Here is a 14,564-nt window from a genome sequence, read left to right as displayed (position 1 = left end):
TCCGACGACGAAGCGGCGACGTTCAGACCACGCCAGCCCCATGCGCCTGCAGATCGGCGTGATAGCTCGAGCGCACCATCGCGCCGACGGCCGCGTGCGTGAAGCCCATCTTGTACGCCTCTTCCTCGTACATCTTGAACGTATCCGGATGCACGTACGCACGCACCGGCAGGTGGTGCTCCGACGGCTGCAGGTACTGGCCGATCGTCAGCATGTCGACGTCGTGCGCGCGCAGGTCGCGCATCACCTGCAGGATTTCCTCTTCGGTCTCGCCGAGGCCGACCATCAGGCCCGACTTCGTCGCGACGTCCGGATGCAGCGCCTTGAAGTCCTTCAGCAGCTTCAGCGAGTGCGCATAGTCCGAACCGGGGCGCGATTCCTTGTACAGGCGCGGCACCGTCTCGAGGTTGTGGTTCATCACGTCGGGCGGCGCGGCGTTCAGGATCGAGATCGCGCGGTCGAGACGGCCGCGGAAATCCGGCGTCAGGATCTCGATGCGCGTTTCCGGCGACTGCGCGCGCGTTTCGCGGATGCACTCGACGAAGTGGGCGGCGCCGCCGTCGCGCAGGTCGTCGCGGTCGACGCTCGTGATCACGACGTACTTGAGCTTCAGCGCGGCGATCGTGCGCGCGAGGTTCTTCGGCTCATCGGCGTCGAGCGGATCGGGACGGCCGTGGCCGACGTCGCAGAACGGGCAGCGGCGCGTGCACTTGTCGCCCATGATCATGAACGTCGCGGTGCCCTTGCCGAAGCATTCGCCGATGTTCGGGCAGCTCGCTTCCTCGCACACGGTGTGCAGGTTGTGCTCGCGCAGGATCGTCTTGATCTCGTTGAAGCGCGAGCTGCCGGTGGCCGCCTTCACGCGGATCCACTCGGGCTTCTTCAGCTTCTCGATCGGAACGACCTTGATCGGGATGCGCGCCGTCTTCGCCTGCGCTTTCTGCTTGGCGGTCGGATCGTAGGCAGGAGTCGCGGCCGGTTCGGCCGGTGCGGGGGAAGCGGTAACGTCAGTCATTCGAATGTTCCAGTGCCTGCGGCTTGTCGGCGGCCGCGGATTCGCCATCGAGGTTGGCAATCAGACGGCCCACCAGCGTGCGGGCGACGTCGTTCCAGTCGGCGGCAACCTCGAGGCTCGCCATGTCGACGGTTTCCAGTCCGGCATAGCCGCACGGGTTGATCGCGAGAAACGGGCGCAGATCCATCTTCACGTTCAGGCTCAGGCCGTGATAGCTGCAGCCATTGCGGATCTTGAGCCCGAGGGCCGCGATCTTCGCGCCTTCGTGCACGCCGGATGCCACGTAGATCCCCGGCGCGCCCGCCTTGCGGACCGAAGCGAGATTATACGCCGCGAGGGTTTCGATCACGGCCTCCTCGATCTTCGTCACGAGCGTGCGCACCATCAGCTTGCGCCGCCGCAAGTCGAGCAGCAGGTAAACGACGATCTGGCCGGGGCCGTGGTAGGTGATCTGCCCGCCGCGGTCGACCTTGACGAGCGGCACGCCGCTGTCGGCCACCAGCAGGTGAGCCGGGTCGCCCGCCTGGCCGAGCGTGTAGACGGGCGGATGCTCGACCACCCAGATCTCGTCGCCGGTGTCGGCCGTGCGCGTGTCGGTGAACGCGCGCATCGCGTCGAAGCTCGCGTCGTACGGCTCGACGCCGCGCCAGCGGACCGTTGCGACCGGCCGGGCCGGCTGGACCGGAAGGGGGGCGGGCGAATCGGGAACGGCGGCAGGCGTGGACACAATGAAAACCGGCGAGACGGACATGGGCGGTAGTTTACCGAAAACCCATGGGTCTCGCCGAGCTTGGAAAGGGACGGATCATCGGTCCACCCCGCGCAAAGTGCTCAGACGGTGCGCCAGCCGTCGTGGAGCAACGCCGCGACGCGCTCGCGCAGGCGCGACAGGCTCGTCAGCGCGACTTCCTTCGGCGGCCGCGCGACCGAGAACGCGACGCACGCGCTCTGCCCGCCTTCCGCGCTCAGCCACAGCCGCTCGCCGCGGCGCAGCTTCAGCGTCTCGCCGTCCACGAGGAAATAGTCGTCGACGTCGTTGCTGCGCGTCGCCCAGACCGGCCCGCACTGCACCGTCAGCCGCGTGCTGCGCTGCACCTTCATCGGGACGGTTTCGCCAGGGGGAATTTCGAACGTGACGCTTGAAGAAATTTCTTGCATGATCCGCTCCGCCAAAAAATGCTTCGATGGCTACAATCGTAGTCATCTCCGGGCGTCCGACCAAACGACCAATTTTCACGTCGATGTGAGGAAAATTAGCAAATGGACCTGCGCCAGCTCCCGCCGCTGAACGCGATTCGCGCGTTCGAAGCCGCCGCCCGCCACGAGAATTTCTCGCGCGCCGCCGATGAACTGTTCGTCACGCACGGCGCGGTCAGCCATCAGGTGCGCGCGCTCGAGGAGGAGCTCGGCGTGCAGCTGTTCACGCGCCGCGGCAAGCGGCTCTGCCTGACCGACGCCGGCAACCGCTATGCGCAGCAGGTCCGCACCGCGCTGATGATGCTCGCCGACGCAACGCGCGATGTCCGCGCGAGCGACCGCGACCGGCGGCTCGTGATCTCGATGCTGTCGTCGTTCGCGGCGCGTTTCGTGACGCCGCGCATCGGCTCGTTCATCGAACGGCATCCGGAAATCGACGTCGAGCTGCAGTCGACGAACGTCCTCACCGATTTCGCGCGCGACGACGTCGACATCGCGGTCCGCTTCGGTTTCGGCACCTATCCGGGGCTCTACGTGGAGCCGCTGCTCAACGAGGTGTTCTTCCCGGCGTGCGCGCCGACGCTGAACGGCGGCGTGCTGCCGAGGACGCCCGCGGACCTCGTCCGCTACAACCTGCTGCGCTCGGACGACGAGCTGTGGCGGCCGTGGTTCGACGCTGCGGGCCTCGACACGCTGACCGAGCCGAAGCGCGGGATCCTGTACCAGGATTCGTCGAACCTGCTGCAGGCCGCGATCGACGGCCAGGGCATCGCGCTCGTGCGGCGCTCGCTCGCGGTGCACGACCTGCTGCAGGGGCGCCTGGTGCGCCTGTTCGACATCGACGGGCCGAGCCCGTGGAATTATTTCTTCGTGTGTCCGCCGCCGCTGCTGAGCACGCCGCGCGTGCAGGCGTTCAGGACGTGGATCCTGCAGGAAGTCGCCGAATTCAAGCTGCTGTGCGACGAACTGGACGCGCGTCGCGCGGCGGAGAACTCCGCCGCCGCGTGAGCGCAAATGGAAGAAATGGAAGGGGGTGGGATCAGAGCACGACCTTGACCATCGGATGGCCGGTCAGCGCACGGTAGATGTTGTCGAGCTGCTCCTGGCTCGTCGCGCGCACGGTGATCGTGAGGCCCGTGTAGTTGCCGCCGCTCGATGCGCGCTCCTCGATCTTCTCGAGGTCGATTTCGTTGTCATGGACGCTCACGACCTTGAAGATCGTGTCCTTGAACTCCGGGTGCGCCTTACCCATGATCTTGATCGGGAAATCGCACGGGAACTCCAGCAGCGATTCCTTCCGGGTATCGATCGCGCCGGTCAGCTCGACGGTTTTGGACGGTTCGCTCATCACTTTCTCCGGGTTAGGTCAAACTGTTCAAACTCGCGCGCTTTCGCGCGCTGGTACGCGTCGTACAACGCCGCGAATACCGGGCCGGGCTTGCCGCCCTGCACCGGCAGGTCGTCGAGCGACGTGACGGGCAGCACCTCCTTCGTCGCCGACGTGATCATGATCTCGTCGGCCGCGCGCAGCTCCGTTTCGCTGATTTCGCGCGCAACGAACGGGATCCCGCATTCGTCGGCCAGCTCCTCGAGCAGCGCGTAGCGGATCCCTTCGAGGATCTTGTTGCTGCGCGGCGGCGCGAACAGCTCGCCGTTCTTCACGATCCACACATTCGACGACGAGCCTTCGGTCAGGCAGCCGTCGCGCAGTTGCAGCGTCTCGAACGCATCGTGTTCGACCGCATGCTGCGCCATCAGCACGTTGCCGAGCAGCGAGATCGACTTGATGTCGCAATGCAGCCAGCGCCGGTCCTCGGCGGTCACGCAGCGCACGCCGCTCGCGCGCTCGTCCGCGGACGGCACGCGCAGCGGGCTCACCATCATGAACACTGTCGGCACCGCGCCGGCCGGGAACGCGTGGCCGCGCTTCGCGACACCCCGCGTCACCTGAATATAGACAATCGCGTCGCCGGCGCCGAGCCCTTCGGCATTCGCGTCGACGATCTGCTCGATCAGCGCGCGCCAGCCCGCGTCGTCGTGCGGACTGGCGATGCCGATCTTCTTCAGGCTGCGTTCGAGCCGCGCGAGATGCTGCGCGATCCGGAACGGCACGTGCGCGCCGTCGTGCGCGTAGACGGGCACGACTTCATACACGCCATCGCCGAAGATGAAGCCGCGGTCGAGCACCGGCACGCGCGCTTGCGCAAGCGGCACCATTTCCGCCTGCGACGAGACGCTCAGGTAGACGATCGGTTCGAATTCGGCTTGGCTCATGGCTATACCAGATGGGGATGAAGTCGTCGAAACAAAGGCCGCGACCCGCTTACTTCTTCTTGCTGAACATCAGCAGGATCGAATCCCAGATACGGCCGAAGATACCCGCTTCCGGCACCGCCTGCAGCGCGACGACCGGGAACTGCGACATCGTCTTGCCGTCCGCGACGAGCTTCACGGTGCCGACCTGCTGGCCTTGCGCGAGCGGCGCGATCAGCGGCGCGTTCACTTCGACTTCCGGCTTCACCTTGTCGCCGAGGCCGCGCGGCACGGTCACCCACTGGTCGGCCTGCACGCCGATCTGCACGGTGTTCTCCTTGCCCTTGTAGATGCGCGGCGTCGACATCGCCTGGCCGCCCTTGAACAGGCGCACCGCGTCGAACGCGCTGTAGCCGTAGTTCAGCATCTTCATGCTGTCCTGCACGCGGTCGCTTTCCTTCGTCTCGCCCATCATCACCGACACGAGACGGCGCGGCGCGTCCGCGGTGCCCGGCATCGCACGCTTCGCCGACGAGATCAGGCAGAAGCCCGCCGCCTGCGTGTGGCCCGTCTTCAGGCCGTCGACGCTCGGGTCGAGCCACAGCAGACGGTTGCGGTTCGGCTGCTTGATGTTGTTGTACTTGAATTCCTTCTCCGAGAAGATGCTGTAGTACTGCGGATAATCGCGGATCAGGTGCGCGGACAGCGTCGCGAGATCGCCGGCCGTCGTGTAGTGGTTCGGGTCGGGCATGCCGTTCACGTCGGCGAAGTGCGTGCCCTTCATGCCGAGGCGCTGCACCTCGGCGTTCATCATGTTGACGAACTGCCCTTCGCTGCCGCCAACCAGCTCGGCCAGCGCGATCGCCGCGTCGTTGCCCGACTGGATGATCATCCCGTAGACGAGGTCGTGCACCGACACCGGCTTCTCGGCCTCGATGAACATCCGCGACTCGTCGCGGCCGACGCGGCGCACCGCGACGCTCGGCGTGACGATCTGATCCATCGAGATCTTCTTCTTGTCGAGCGCCTCGAACACGAGGTAGGCCGTCATCAGCTTCGTCAGCGACGCCGGCTCGACTCGCTCGTCCGCATTGCCCGACGCGAGCACGGTGTTGCTCGTCGCGTCGACGAGCACCCACGAGCGCGCATTGACGCCCGGCGGCGGCACCGCGCCCGGCATGAAGGTCGCGGGCGCGCCGGTGAACTGCTCGGCGGCGGCCGGCGCGGCATGCGCGGCCTTGGCCTTCGCGGCCGGCTTCGCCTCGGCGACGACGATCGTCGACGCGAGCGCGACGGGCAGCATCACGCCGAGCGCGACGTTGCGCGCGGCGGTGCCGAAGGTGATGGAAGAAGCGAGGGACTTGAGGCCTTGGGAGGACAAACGCATGATCGATTCAGGCTGATGGCAGAAAGTACGGCGCGGAACGCGCACGGTTGAATGGCAAGGCGGCGGGCGTTCCGGCCATGCGCCTGAGCGTCAGGCGATGCGAAACGCGCCGGTTGGACTCGTGCGGACGCGTTCGGTTCGCGGCCCGCGGCGCATGCGCGCGAACGGCCAACCGAGCGCCGCATGGGCCCGGCCGGGCCGCGGGCGACGCGAAATGCGGCCATTATACGTGGCCGCGAATGGCGTTTTCGCGAACCGGGCGCCGGACCGCCGCACAGCGGCTCCGAGAGCATAGCGCGGCCGCGCCGCGCGGACCGACGATCGAAGCCGTGCGAAAGGCGCGCGCAGGCGGTGTGCAAGTCGGCGCGCAGCGCCTAGCTGTAGCGACTTACAATGGAAATCGGTCGTGCTTGCAATTGACGTGATCTCTTGCTCGCAATAGCTGCAGCTGACGGCATGCGCGTGCCTGAATTATCTGCAACTGAATCCGCTCGGCTCGACAACCCGGCAGAGGTGCCCATTTGCAGCCCAACCTGACTGACAAACCGGTAAGCCGTGGTGAATGCTTTCATAGGCGCACACGCGCTGCCAGAACCTTGTCCCACCAAGATGGTGGTAGCGGAATTTTGGAATTGCCTTGACTAGGATCCCCGCTGGAAAACAGGATACCCGGACCAGTGCACTTCTCAGGTCCCCCTGGCGAGTCGGAAGAACACACGCCGTCAGACCATATAAAAACTGCAACAGGTGCGCTGAACGTGCGCTGTGCGAGCTTTTTGCCACCTTTTCCATTGAAGATCCGCCCGACGTATTCTGAATTTCCTCCAGGAACCCGCCGAAGTAAGCAACGTTCAGCTGTGTAAAGACCATCTGGGGACACTGATTTCCGGCACTCTGTACCGTGTGGAGTGCGATCGACGAGGCAGAAGGAAAGCACGCCAATAGCCGCGACAAATAACGCGATCCGCTTTAATGACCGTTTCATAGGTAAATCGTGATGGACGGTACAACCGGAACATAACGGCGATCGGAATAAATGACGAAGTCACCGCCTCGGTGGTGCTTAATTGCCCACTGTCGAAAATCGCTGTTGTGGACGGGATGATTGAGGTTACCCTTGATGACCGGATTGCCAAGGGTGACCGAGGCGTTGATGTACGGAAGGTTAACCGGAGATTCGATGTAAGGAATATACGGAGAGGTCGCGGCAACTGCGTCGAGCGGGATGACAATCACGCCGTCGCTGTTCCAGTGTCCCAGATACTGCGACCGATCACCCTGCCTGTCAGTGAAGGTGTAGTTGTCTTTCACATATACCCAGATGCCCCTTACCTCGGCTCTTGTTCTCCTGGACCCAGCATCCCAGTGAAAGCGGGCGTGCCCGAGAGCCGCGTAGAAATTGAATGAGCCAAGCGCGCTGCTGAGATCATCGGGCACACCACCCCTTGCCAAAGTGTGCAAGAGAAGGTCGATTTTCTGCCCGAACGAGCCATCGACCGATGTCAGTTGAAACTGAAAGTGACGATGCAGGGTCGCGATATCGTCACCGCACATATCCGCGGAATCCAGCAGGGTCAATCGCTCCTTGTAGGGTACAAGCTTCCCTTTAAGCACCTCCTTGGCCGCCGACGAGCGAATGGCCTCATTTATCAGATAATCGTATTTCTTCTTCGCACGGGCAAAACTGAGCACCCAATCAAGCTTGATGGTCTTGGTGTCGTACATCTCAGGTGGGTACGGCCTGCCGTCTTGATTAATTTCCGCCGCTTCCTCCGCGTCCGTTGGAGAATAATTGAGCTTTCCGGCAAACCATCGCTCCATCAGCTTGGCCCCAATCGGCATCATCTCCTTGCGCATCGCGCCGGGGATTTCCTGAATGTCGAACGGTGGCACCGTCTTTTCAGGCTTCGTTGGCGCAGGTGCTTTGGCCGGCTTGGGCGGATCGGGCGTGTTCAGCCAGGTTTTGAAGCGGGAAAAAGCGTCTACGGCCCTCGATATGTCATCCACCATCTTGACCATCGGGTCAGGCTTTGGCGGCTTCTGGGCTGGCACGGCCTTCGCTACAGGCGCGGGTGAAGCGGGGAGCGCAGGCGGTGCCTGGTCCATCGACAAACCAACCTCATGCACGATGCGCGCGCCATCTGTCTTGCTCCAGCGCCACAACAGCTTATTGATTTTGTAATACGACAGATCCATAAATCGGTGTCCTACACGCATAATAAATGCTGGTTTGATGGACACCCCGGGACCTGATCGGGATCTGCGCGAAACCCATGAAAGGCGCCCGGAATCGGTTCCCATCTTTCGACCGCCGACTGTACTGGATTTTCGCCAGATAAATTGGGGAGCATGTGTTGATTGGCTACGCACAGCCTCGACCGACGACCCGCATTTCGACCTTCGGAAACACTGACTTAACCAGTCGCGCTGCCCGCAAGCCCTCGTCGGGGTGTGCTCGCCCCCGGAATTCAGCCTTTAATCAGTGCTTCCCTGAAATGCAACGTACTCGCGAAAGAAAACTGCAAACCAATGTCAACACGCGAAAATAGAATGCGCGCACGGTTTCAGATAATCCGAGCACGTGGCTTCGATTAGTTGCAGTTACTTCGAGCAGGAAACAACGTCGCTTGCAAGTACGGGGCTGTTTCAAATGCAAGTCGCTATACCGTCTACCGCCACGCGTCGACGACGACGCGCTTCAGCACATGCAGCTTGCGATGGAAGAAGTGCTCGGCGCCGGGGATCACGACCACCGGCAGCTCCTGCGGCCGCGCCCAGTCGTAGACGGACGCGATCGGCACCGTGTCGTCGGTCTCGCCGTGGATCACGAGCGTATTCTCCGGCACGTCGGCGACCTGCCAGCGGCTCGCGGCCGTGCCGACGAACACCATCCGCTCGATCGCCGCGCCCGCGTCGCGCAGCCGCTTCGCGACATGCGACAGCACGAAGGTGCCGAACGAGAAGCCGGCCAGCACGAGCGGCAAGTCCGCATAGCCGGGCTGCGCGCGCATGTGCGCGAGCACCGCAAGCAGGTCGTCGGCCTCGCCCGTGCCGTTGTCGTGCACGCCTTCGGTTGCGCCGACGCCACGGAAGTTCGACCGGTAGACGACGTAGTTGAGCTGCACGAGCGTTCGCGCGAGCGTCTGCGCGACCTTGTTGTCCATCGTGCCGCCGAACAGCGGATGCGGATGCGCGACGAGCGCGATGCCGCGCGGCGCGGCGCTGCCTTCGCGCACCGCGTCCGGCACGTCGACGGCGATCTCGATCTGCCCGACCGGGCCGGCGATCAGCGATTTCTGCGTATGGATGTTCATTCGGGCCGGCTCGCTCAGATCTTCAGGCGCTCGACGACCTTGCCGTCGCGCAGGTGCGATTCGACGATCTCGTCGATGTCGGCCTGGTCGACGTACGTGTACCAGGTGCCTTCCGGATAGACGACCATCACGGGCCCTTCCTCGCAGCGGTCGAGGCAGCCCGCCTTGTTGATGCGAACCTTGCCGGGCCCCGCGAGGCCGAGCTCCTTGACGCGTTTTTTCGCGTATTCCTGCATGGCCTGCGCGTCGCATTGCGCGCAGCTCGGGCGTTCGGCGCCGGGCTCGCGCTGGTTCAGGCAGAAGAAGACGTGGTGCTGGTAGTAGGAATCCATGATCGGTGACGGCGAACGGCCCGGCGACGATGCCGGGCCGACGGTGGCAGGTGAATGGTGCGGACGATTATAGCGAGCGGCGCATGCTGTTGCCCGCCAGACCGTCCGCCCCTCACCCCGCTGCCCGCCCCGCTGCTCGCCCCGCTGTCCGCCCCTCACCCGGCGGCCGCCCGTCAGCGGCGCGGCGGTCCGGGCGGGGCGGCCGGCAGCCATGTGCGTTCGACGCGCAGCCCGAGCCAGATCAGCGCGGCATAGGGCCAGATCCACGCGAGCCAGCGCGCGAGGCTGTTGAAGTGCACGTAGCGGCCCTGCCGCCAGCCCGCCAGCGTGAAGTCGAAGAACGGATTGACGGGCAGCAGGTTCACGAGCGCGACGCCCGCGACGAGCGCGGCGGCGGCGAGTGCCGCCCGCCACGTTTCGGGCGCGCGCAGCGCGACGAGTGCCGCCGCGAAGCCGAGCGCGATGCCGAGCCGCGCGCCGGGCGTCGCCCACACGATGACGAGCCCGATGGTCGACTGCATGTAGGTCGCGCCGGCCTTCAGCACGAGCGTCGCGGCGACGAGCGCGATCAGCAGCCGCACGCGCGGCGCGCGCGGCCGCATCGCGAGCGACGCGATCGCGAGTGCGGCGAACAGCATCAGGGCGCCAAGCACGGCCTCCCATCCGGAATCGGACAGCCAGCCGTCGACGCGCTCGGGCCACGCGGAAACCTGCCACGCGGCCGGCAGCCACGCGAGCAGCGCGTCCTGCATCGACGCGTCCGCGCGCTCCCACAGCTCGGCCGGCCAGTCGCCGATGCCGAACAGGAACGGTGACGGAAAGAGGATCGCGAACGGCCACAGCGCGGCAAGCAGCAGCGGCGTCGCGCCGTCCGGCTCGAACCACGCGAAGCGCAGCCGCCGGAGCGCGCCGCGATCGAGCAGCGCGCCCGTCGCCGGCGCGACGAGTGCCGCGCCGAGCAACGCGCCGAGCGCGTTGGCCGCCAGATCGAGATTCGACGCGACGCGCGTCGGCAAGTAGGTTTGCAGCGCCTCCATCGACCCCGACAGCAGCGTGCCGAGCACGCCGGCGATCAGCGTCGCGCCGACACCGCGCCAGCGCGGATGCAGCGCAAGCACCGCGAGGCCGCCGAATGGCACGTAGCCGAGCACGTTCGTGACGACGTCGAACGCGGTCACGTAGCGCTGCATCGGTGCGAACAGATAGTCGAACGGGCCGATGCCGAGCGCAGTCCAGCCTTCGAACGGATACAGCGACGCGTAGACGACGAGCGCCACATACGCGCCGAATGCCTGCCTCGCAAGCGCCGACGCGCGAGGCGGGCCGGGCACCCTCATCGCGAACGCGGCACGCGCATTACGGCGTGCCGGCGTACGCCTGCATGCCGACCCACGCGGCAATCTGCGCGACGAGATCGTCGCTCGCCATCGCGAGCGCACGGGCACCGCCGGCCGCGTCGGGCGTGCTCGACGGCGCGCGCGCGACGAACGTGCGCTGGCCGAGCACCTTGCCGTCCTGCATGAGCGTCGCACGCGCGGTGACGGCGCCGTGGCTTTGCGACTCGCCGTCGAACACCTGCTCGAATTCGTTCAGGTCGATCTTGAGCGTCGGCGCACGCACGCCGTCGGAGCCTTCGAGCACCGTGCCGCGCGACGACAGCGCGCCGCGCAGTCGCTGCGTGAGCAATTGCGCGGGCGGTGCGGTCCAGTGGCTGTCGCGATACACGGCGGTGCGCTGCGCATCCGCGTACGCGAGCCGGTAGACGAACTTGTCCGAATCGAGCGCGTCCGGCGCGGCAATGTCGAGTACCTTCAGCGCGGGGCCCGTGCCGGCGGTCGCGACCGGCGCGGCGGGGCCGAGGTCGTAGCGGATGTTCGACAGCGCGGCGCGCTCGCTCGCGCAGCCGGCTGCAAGCGTGAGCGCCAGCACCGCACACGCGGCCGCGGCCGGGCGCAGCGCGTGGGCAAGGATTCGGGACATGACGGTTTCCTGCATGAGAAATCTCGCTTCGAAGGTCAGTGGCCGGCCGCGGCGTTCGGCCAGACGAAACCTGCCTCGCCCGGCCCCGGCGCCGCGCCCGGCGAGCCGAACAGCAGACTGCGCGGGTTGCGGCCGAGTTCACCGGCAACGTCCTTCAGCTGGCGCGACGCGTCGCCGACGCTGCCGGCGAGCGCGTTGAAGCGCGGCAGCGTGTCGTACTGCACGCGCGCGTTCAGCTCGTTCAGCGCGACGCCGATCTGCTGGGCCGCGGTGCCGGCCTTGTCCAGGTTCGCGACGAGCGGGCCGTTCGGCTGCAGCAGCGTGTTCGCCGACGCCATCGTGCGGTTCACCTCGTGCATCGTCTCCGGCAGCGCCGCGACCGCCGGCCCGAGCTGCTTCGACAGCGCCGTCGCGCCGTCGGCCGCGTGCTGCAGGCTCTCCGCCGTCGCACGCAGCTGCTCGCGCATTTCCGGCGACATCAGCTCGTTCGCGCTCTTCGCGGCGAGTTCGAACTGCCGCAGCAGCTCGTCGCCGCGCTGCTGGATCTGGTCGAACAGGCTCGGGTGCATCGGAATCTGCGCGATCGCCTTCGGCGACGACGGCAGCGGCGACAGGTCGCGCCCGGTGTCGTCAAGCTGCACGAACGCGATGCCCGTCACGCCCTGGAAGCCGAGGCTGCCGAACGTCGACTGCGTGATCGGCGCGTCCTTGTCGACCATGATCCGGATCCGGATCTGGCCCGGATGCGAGCGATCGAAGCCGATCGACTGCACCTTGCCGACGTCGAGGCCGCGAAAGCGCACGGCCGCGTCCGGGAACAGGCCCGTCACGTTGGTGCGCGCGATCAGGTCGTACGGAATGCGCACGGCGCGGTCGACGTTGAACCAGAACACGGCGCCCGCGATCACGAGCGTCAGCGCGATCGTGAACAGGCCGGCCCAGAATGCATGCGATTTGTTTTCCATTCGCGGGTTCCTTCAGGCTACAGCTCGACGCTCGACGGCGCCGGTTCGAGGGCTGCCGGCGGCAACTTCGCGCGCCGCTCGGGCGGAAGCGCCTGCAGCGCGCGCCGTCCGCGCAGCCCCAGAAAATATTCGTGGATGAACGGATGGTCGACGTTCGCGGCCTCCTCGACCGGCGCGGCGACGAGCACCTTGCGATCGGCGAGCACCGCGACGCGCGTCGACAGCGCGACCATCGTGTCGAGATCGTGCGTCACCATCACGACAGTCAGCCCGAGCGTGCGGTGCAGCGTCGCGATCAGGTCGACGAACTCCTCGGACGCCTGCGGGTCGAGCCCCGCCGTCGGCTCGTCGAGGAACAGCAATTCCGGCTCGAGCGCGATCGCGCGCGCGATGCCGACCCGCTTCACCATCCCGCCCGACAGCGCGGCCGGCATCTTCGACGCATGCTTGCACGGCAGCCCGACCATCTCGAGCTTCAGCATCACGATGTCGTGCAGCAGGTCGGGCGGCACGCGGCCGAGCTCGCGCAGCGGCTGCGCGACGTTGTCGAACACCGTCATCGACGAGAACAGCGCGCCCTGCTGGAACAGCATTCCCGAACGGGTGCGCATGGTCCGCGCGGTCGCCGCGTCGATCTTCGACGTGTCCTCGCCGAACACCTTGATCGTGCCGGAGGTCGGCCGCTCGAGGCCGAGGATCTGCCGCACGAGCGTCGTCTTGCCCGAGCCCGAGCCGCCGACGATCGACACGATCTCGCCGCGCCGCACGTCGAAATCGAGCTTCTGGTGGATGATGTTGCGCCCGTAGCGCTTCGTCAGGTTGCGCACCTCGATCACGAGTTCGTCGGCCGCGTGCGCGCCCGGCGACGGCGCGCCGCTCGTCGCCGGATCGGTTGCCGCTGCATGGGCGGCTCGTTGAGCAGTCGTATTCATCCCAGCCCCACGTTCTGGAACAGCATCGCGAACACCGCGTCCGCGAGGATCACGACCGTGATCGACGTGACGACCGACGTCGTCGTGCCTTCGCCGAGGCTCTGCGAGTTCGCCTTGATGCGGAAGCCGAAATGGCACGCGACGAGCGCGATCAGCATGCCGAACACGACACCCTTGCCGAGCCCGATGTACAGGTTCGCGATCGGCACGACGCCCGGCAGCGAGCGCACGAAGAAGTTGAAATCGATGCCGAGCGCGAGCTTCGCGGCGAGCGCACCGCCCGTGAGCGCGATGATGTTGGTCCACATGACGAGCAGCGGCATCGCGACGCCGAGCGCGAGCACGCGCGGCAGGATCAGCCGCAGCCCGTGCGGGATGCCCATCACGCGCATCGCGTCGAGCTCCTCGGTCACGCGCATCACGCCGATCTGCGCGGTGATCGCCGAGCCCGACCGGCCGGCGACGAGGATCGCCGACAGCACGGGCCCGAGCTCGCGGATCACCGACAGGCCGAGGATGTTCACGATGTAGCGGTTCGCGCCAAACATCTGCAGCTGCTGTGCGGACAGGTAGCTGAGCACGATGCCGATCAGGAACGCGACGAGCGCGGTGATCGGCAGCGCCTGCGCGCCCGCGCTGTAGACGTTTGCCGAGGTTTCCTTCCACGGCATCGTCTTTGGCCGGCGCAGCACGGACAGCGCGTCGAGGATCACGCGGCCGAACATCGCGATGGCGCCCTGCAGGTGCTCGGCGAACGTGAAGATCCCGCGCCCGAGGCGCGTGACGGGATCGACGCGCGCGACGCGCTCGGGCGCCTCGCGCTGGCTGTCGAGCCGCTCGATGCGCTCGAAGATCGTGCGCTGCGTGTCGGTGAGCGCGACGCCGGCCGGCAGCTTGCGGCCCCACACGCGCCACAGCGCCTGGCCGCCGACGTGATCGAGCCGTTCGATGCCGGACAGGTCCCATTCGCGCACGCGCGCGGTCGCGAGACCCGCGACACGGCGCGCGACGGCGCCGCGGTTGCGCGCCAGCGCGAGCGCGGTCCATTGTCCGTACAGGCGCACGGTCGGGCCCTGGCCACCGGCATCGACCGACAGGCCGGGAGGAGTGTCGAAATCCAAGGCGGCTTGTTTGCAAATGAATGACAACGGCCATTGTAGCGAACCGTCCGCCACCGCGACGTGAGGAT

At 66.3% G+C, this 14,564-nt stretch carries 15 protein-coding genes; 1 reads left to right on the top strand and 14 read right to left on the bottom strand.

Annotated features, from left to right (window positions below):
* Positions 1 to 22: 22 nt before the first annotated feature.
* The 3 genes from lipA to ACV22Z_RS14565 form a co-directional block, all read right to left on the bottom strand.
* Positions 23 to 1,015 carry a lipoyl synthase gene (gene lipA / locus ACV22Z_RS14575; RefSeq protein WP_448077005.1) on the bottom strand — a complete coding sequence of 331 codons (993 nt, stop codon included), beginning with the start codon at positions 1,013 to 1,015 and terminating at the stop codon, positions 23 to 25.
* A complete protein-coding gene (gene lipB / locus ACV22Z_RS14570; RefSeq protein WP_448077004.1) occupies positions 1,008 to 1,766 on the bottom strand; it encodes a lipoyl(octanoyl) transferase LipB in 759 nt (252 codons plus the stop codon). The genes lipA and lipB overlap by 8 nt, the downstream gene beginning before the upstream one ends.
* Positions 1,767 to 1,846: 80 nt before the next feature.
* Positions 1,847 to 2,173: a DUF2917 domain-containing protein gene (locus tag ACV22Z_RS14565; RefSeq protein WP_448077003.1), complete on the bottom strand. Its 327-nt coding sequence runs from the start codon at positions 2,171 to 2,173 to the stop codon at positions 1,847 to 1,849.
* A gap of 102 nt (positions 2,174 to 2,275) precedes the next feature.
* Between ACV22Z_RS14565 and ACV22Z_RS14560 the strand changes: the two genes are divergently transcribed.
* Positions 2,276 to 3,220: a transcriptional regulator GcvA gene (locus tag ACV22Z_RS14560; RefSeq protein ID WP_448077002.1), complete on the top strand. Its 945-nt coding sequence runs from the start codon at positions 2,276 to 2,278 to the stop codon at positions 3,218 to 3,220.
* A 31-nt stretch (positions 3,221 to 3,251) separates the two neighbouring features.
* Here the strand turns inward: ACV22Z_RS14560 and ACV22Z_RS14555 are convergent, their stop codons facing one another.
* The 11 genes from ACV22Z_RS14555 to ACV22Z_RS14505 form a co-directional block, all read right to left on the bottom strand.
* Entirely contained in the window at positions 3,252 to 3,560 is a 309-nt protein-coding gene (locus ACV22Z_RS14555) for an HP0495 family protein (protein ID WP_010090550.1), read from the bottom strand.
* Positions 3,560 to 4,486: a D-amino acid aminotransferase gene (locus tag ACV22Z_RS14550; RefSeq protein WP_448077001.1), complete on the bottom strand. Its 927-nt coding sequence runs from the start codon at positions 4,484 to 4,486 to the stop codon at positions 3,560 to 3,562. Before ACV22Z_RS14550 ends, ACV22Z_RS14555 begins: the two co-directional genes overlap by 1 nt.
* Before the next feature lie 49 nt (positions 4,487 to 4,535).
* Entirely contained in the window at positions 4,536 to 5,852 is a 1,317-nt protein-coding gene (locus ACV22Z_RS14545) for a D-alanyl-D-alanine carboxypeptidase family protein (protein WP_448077000.1), read from the bottom strand.
* Between the two features lie 981 nt (positions 5,853 to 6,833).
* Positions 6,834 to 8,048: a DUF6402 family protein gene (locus tag ACV22Z_RS14540; RefSeq protein ID WP_448076999.1), complete on the bottom strand. Its 1,215-nt coding sequence runs from the start codon at positions 8,046 to 8,048 to the stop codon at positions 6,834 to 6,836.
* 473 nt (positions 8,049 to 8,521) lie between these two features.
* On the bottom strand, positions 8,522 to 9,166 hold the full coding sequence (locus tag ACV22Z_RS14535; RefSeq protein WP_448076998.1) for an alpha/beta hydrolase: 645 nt from the start codon (positions 9,164 to 9,166) through the stop codon (positions 8,522 to 8,524).
* Between the two features lie 14 nt (positions 9,167 to 9,180).
* Complete coding sequence (locus ACV22Z_RS14530; protein WP_038711208.1) at positions 9,181 to 9,498, bottom strand: (2Fe-2S) ferredoxin domain-containing protein; 318 nt, start codon at positions 9,496 to 9,498, stop codon at positions 9,181 to 9,183.
* A gap of 173 nt (positions 9,499 to 9,671) precedes the next feature.
* Positions 9,672 to 10,835, bottom strand: coding sequence for a VanZ family protein (locus ACV22Z_RS14525; protein WP_448076997.1), 1,164 nt, complete (start codon positions 10,833 to 10,835; stop codon positions 9,672 to 9,674).
* A 19-nt stretch (positions 10,836 to 10,854) separates the two neighbouring features.
* Positions 10,855 to 11,478 carry an ABC-type transport auxiliary lipoprotein family protein gene (locus tag ACV22Z_RS14520; protein WP_448076996.1) on the bottom strand — a complete coding sequence of 208 codons (624 nt, stop codon included), beginning with the start codon at positions 11,476 to 11,478 and terminating at the stop codon, positions 10,855 to 10,857.
* 35 nt (positions 11,479 to 11,513) lie between these two features.
* Positions 11,514 to 12,443, bottom strand: a complete 930-nt coding sequence (locus ACV22Z_RS14515) for an MlaD family protein (RefSeq protein WP_448076995.1) — start codon at positions 12,441 to 12,443, stop codon at positions 11,514 to 11,516.
* Positions 12,444 to 12,460: 17 nt separating this feature from the next.
* Complete coding sequence (locus ACV22Z_RS14510) at positions 12,461 to 13,375, bottom strand: ABC transporter ATP-binding protein (RefSeq protein ID WP_448076994.1); 915 nt, start codon at positions 13,373 to 13,375, stop codon at positions 12,461 to 12,463.
* Positions 13,372 to 14,496: an MlaE family ABC transporter permease gene (locus tag ACV22Z_RS14505; protein ID WP_448076993.1), complete on the bottom strand. Its 1,125-nt coding sequence runs from the start codon at positions 14,494 to 14,496 to the stop codon at positions 13,372 to 13,374. The genes ACV22Z_RS14510 and ACV22Z_RS14505 overlap by 4 nt, the downstream gene beginning before the upstream one ends.
* Between the last annotated feature and the right edge of the window lie 68 nt (positions 14,497 to 14,564).

This window comes from Burkholderia sp. PU8-34 (genome assembly GCF_053427725.1).
The sequence above is the reverse complement of the archived record's forward strand: the minus strand, read 5'-3'. Positions and strand labels throughout refer to the sequence as shown.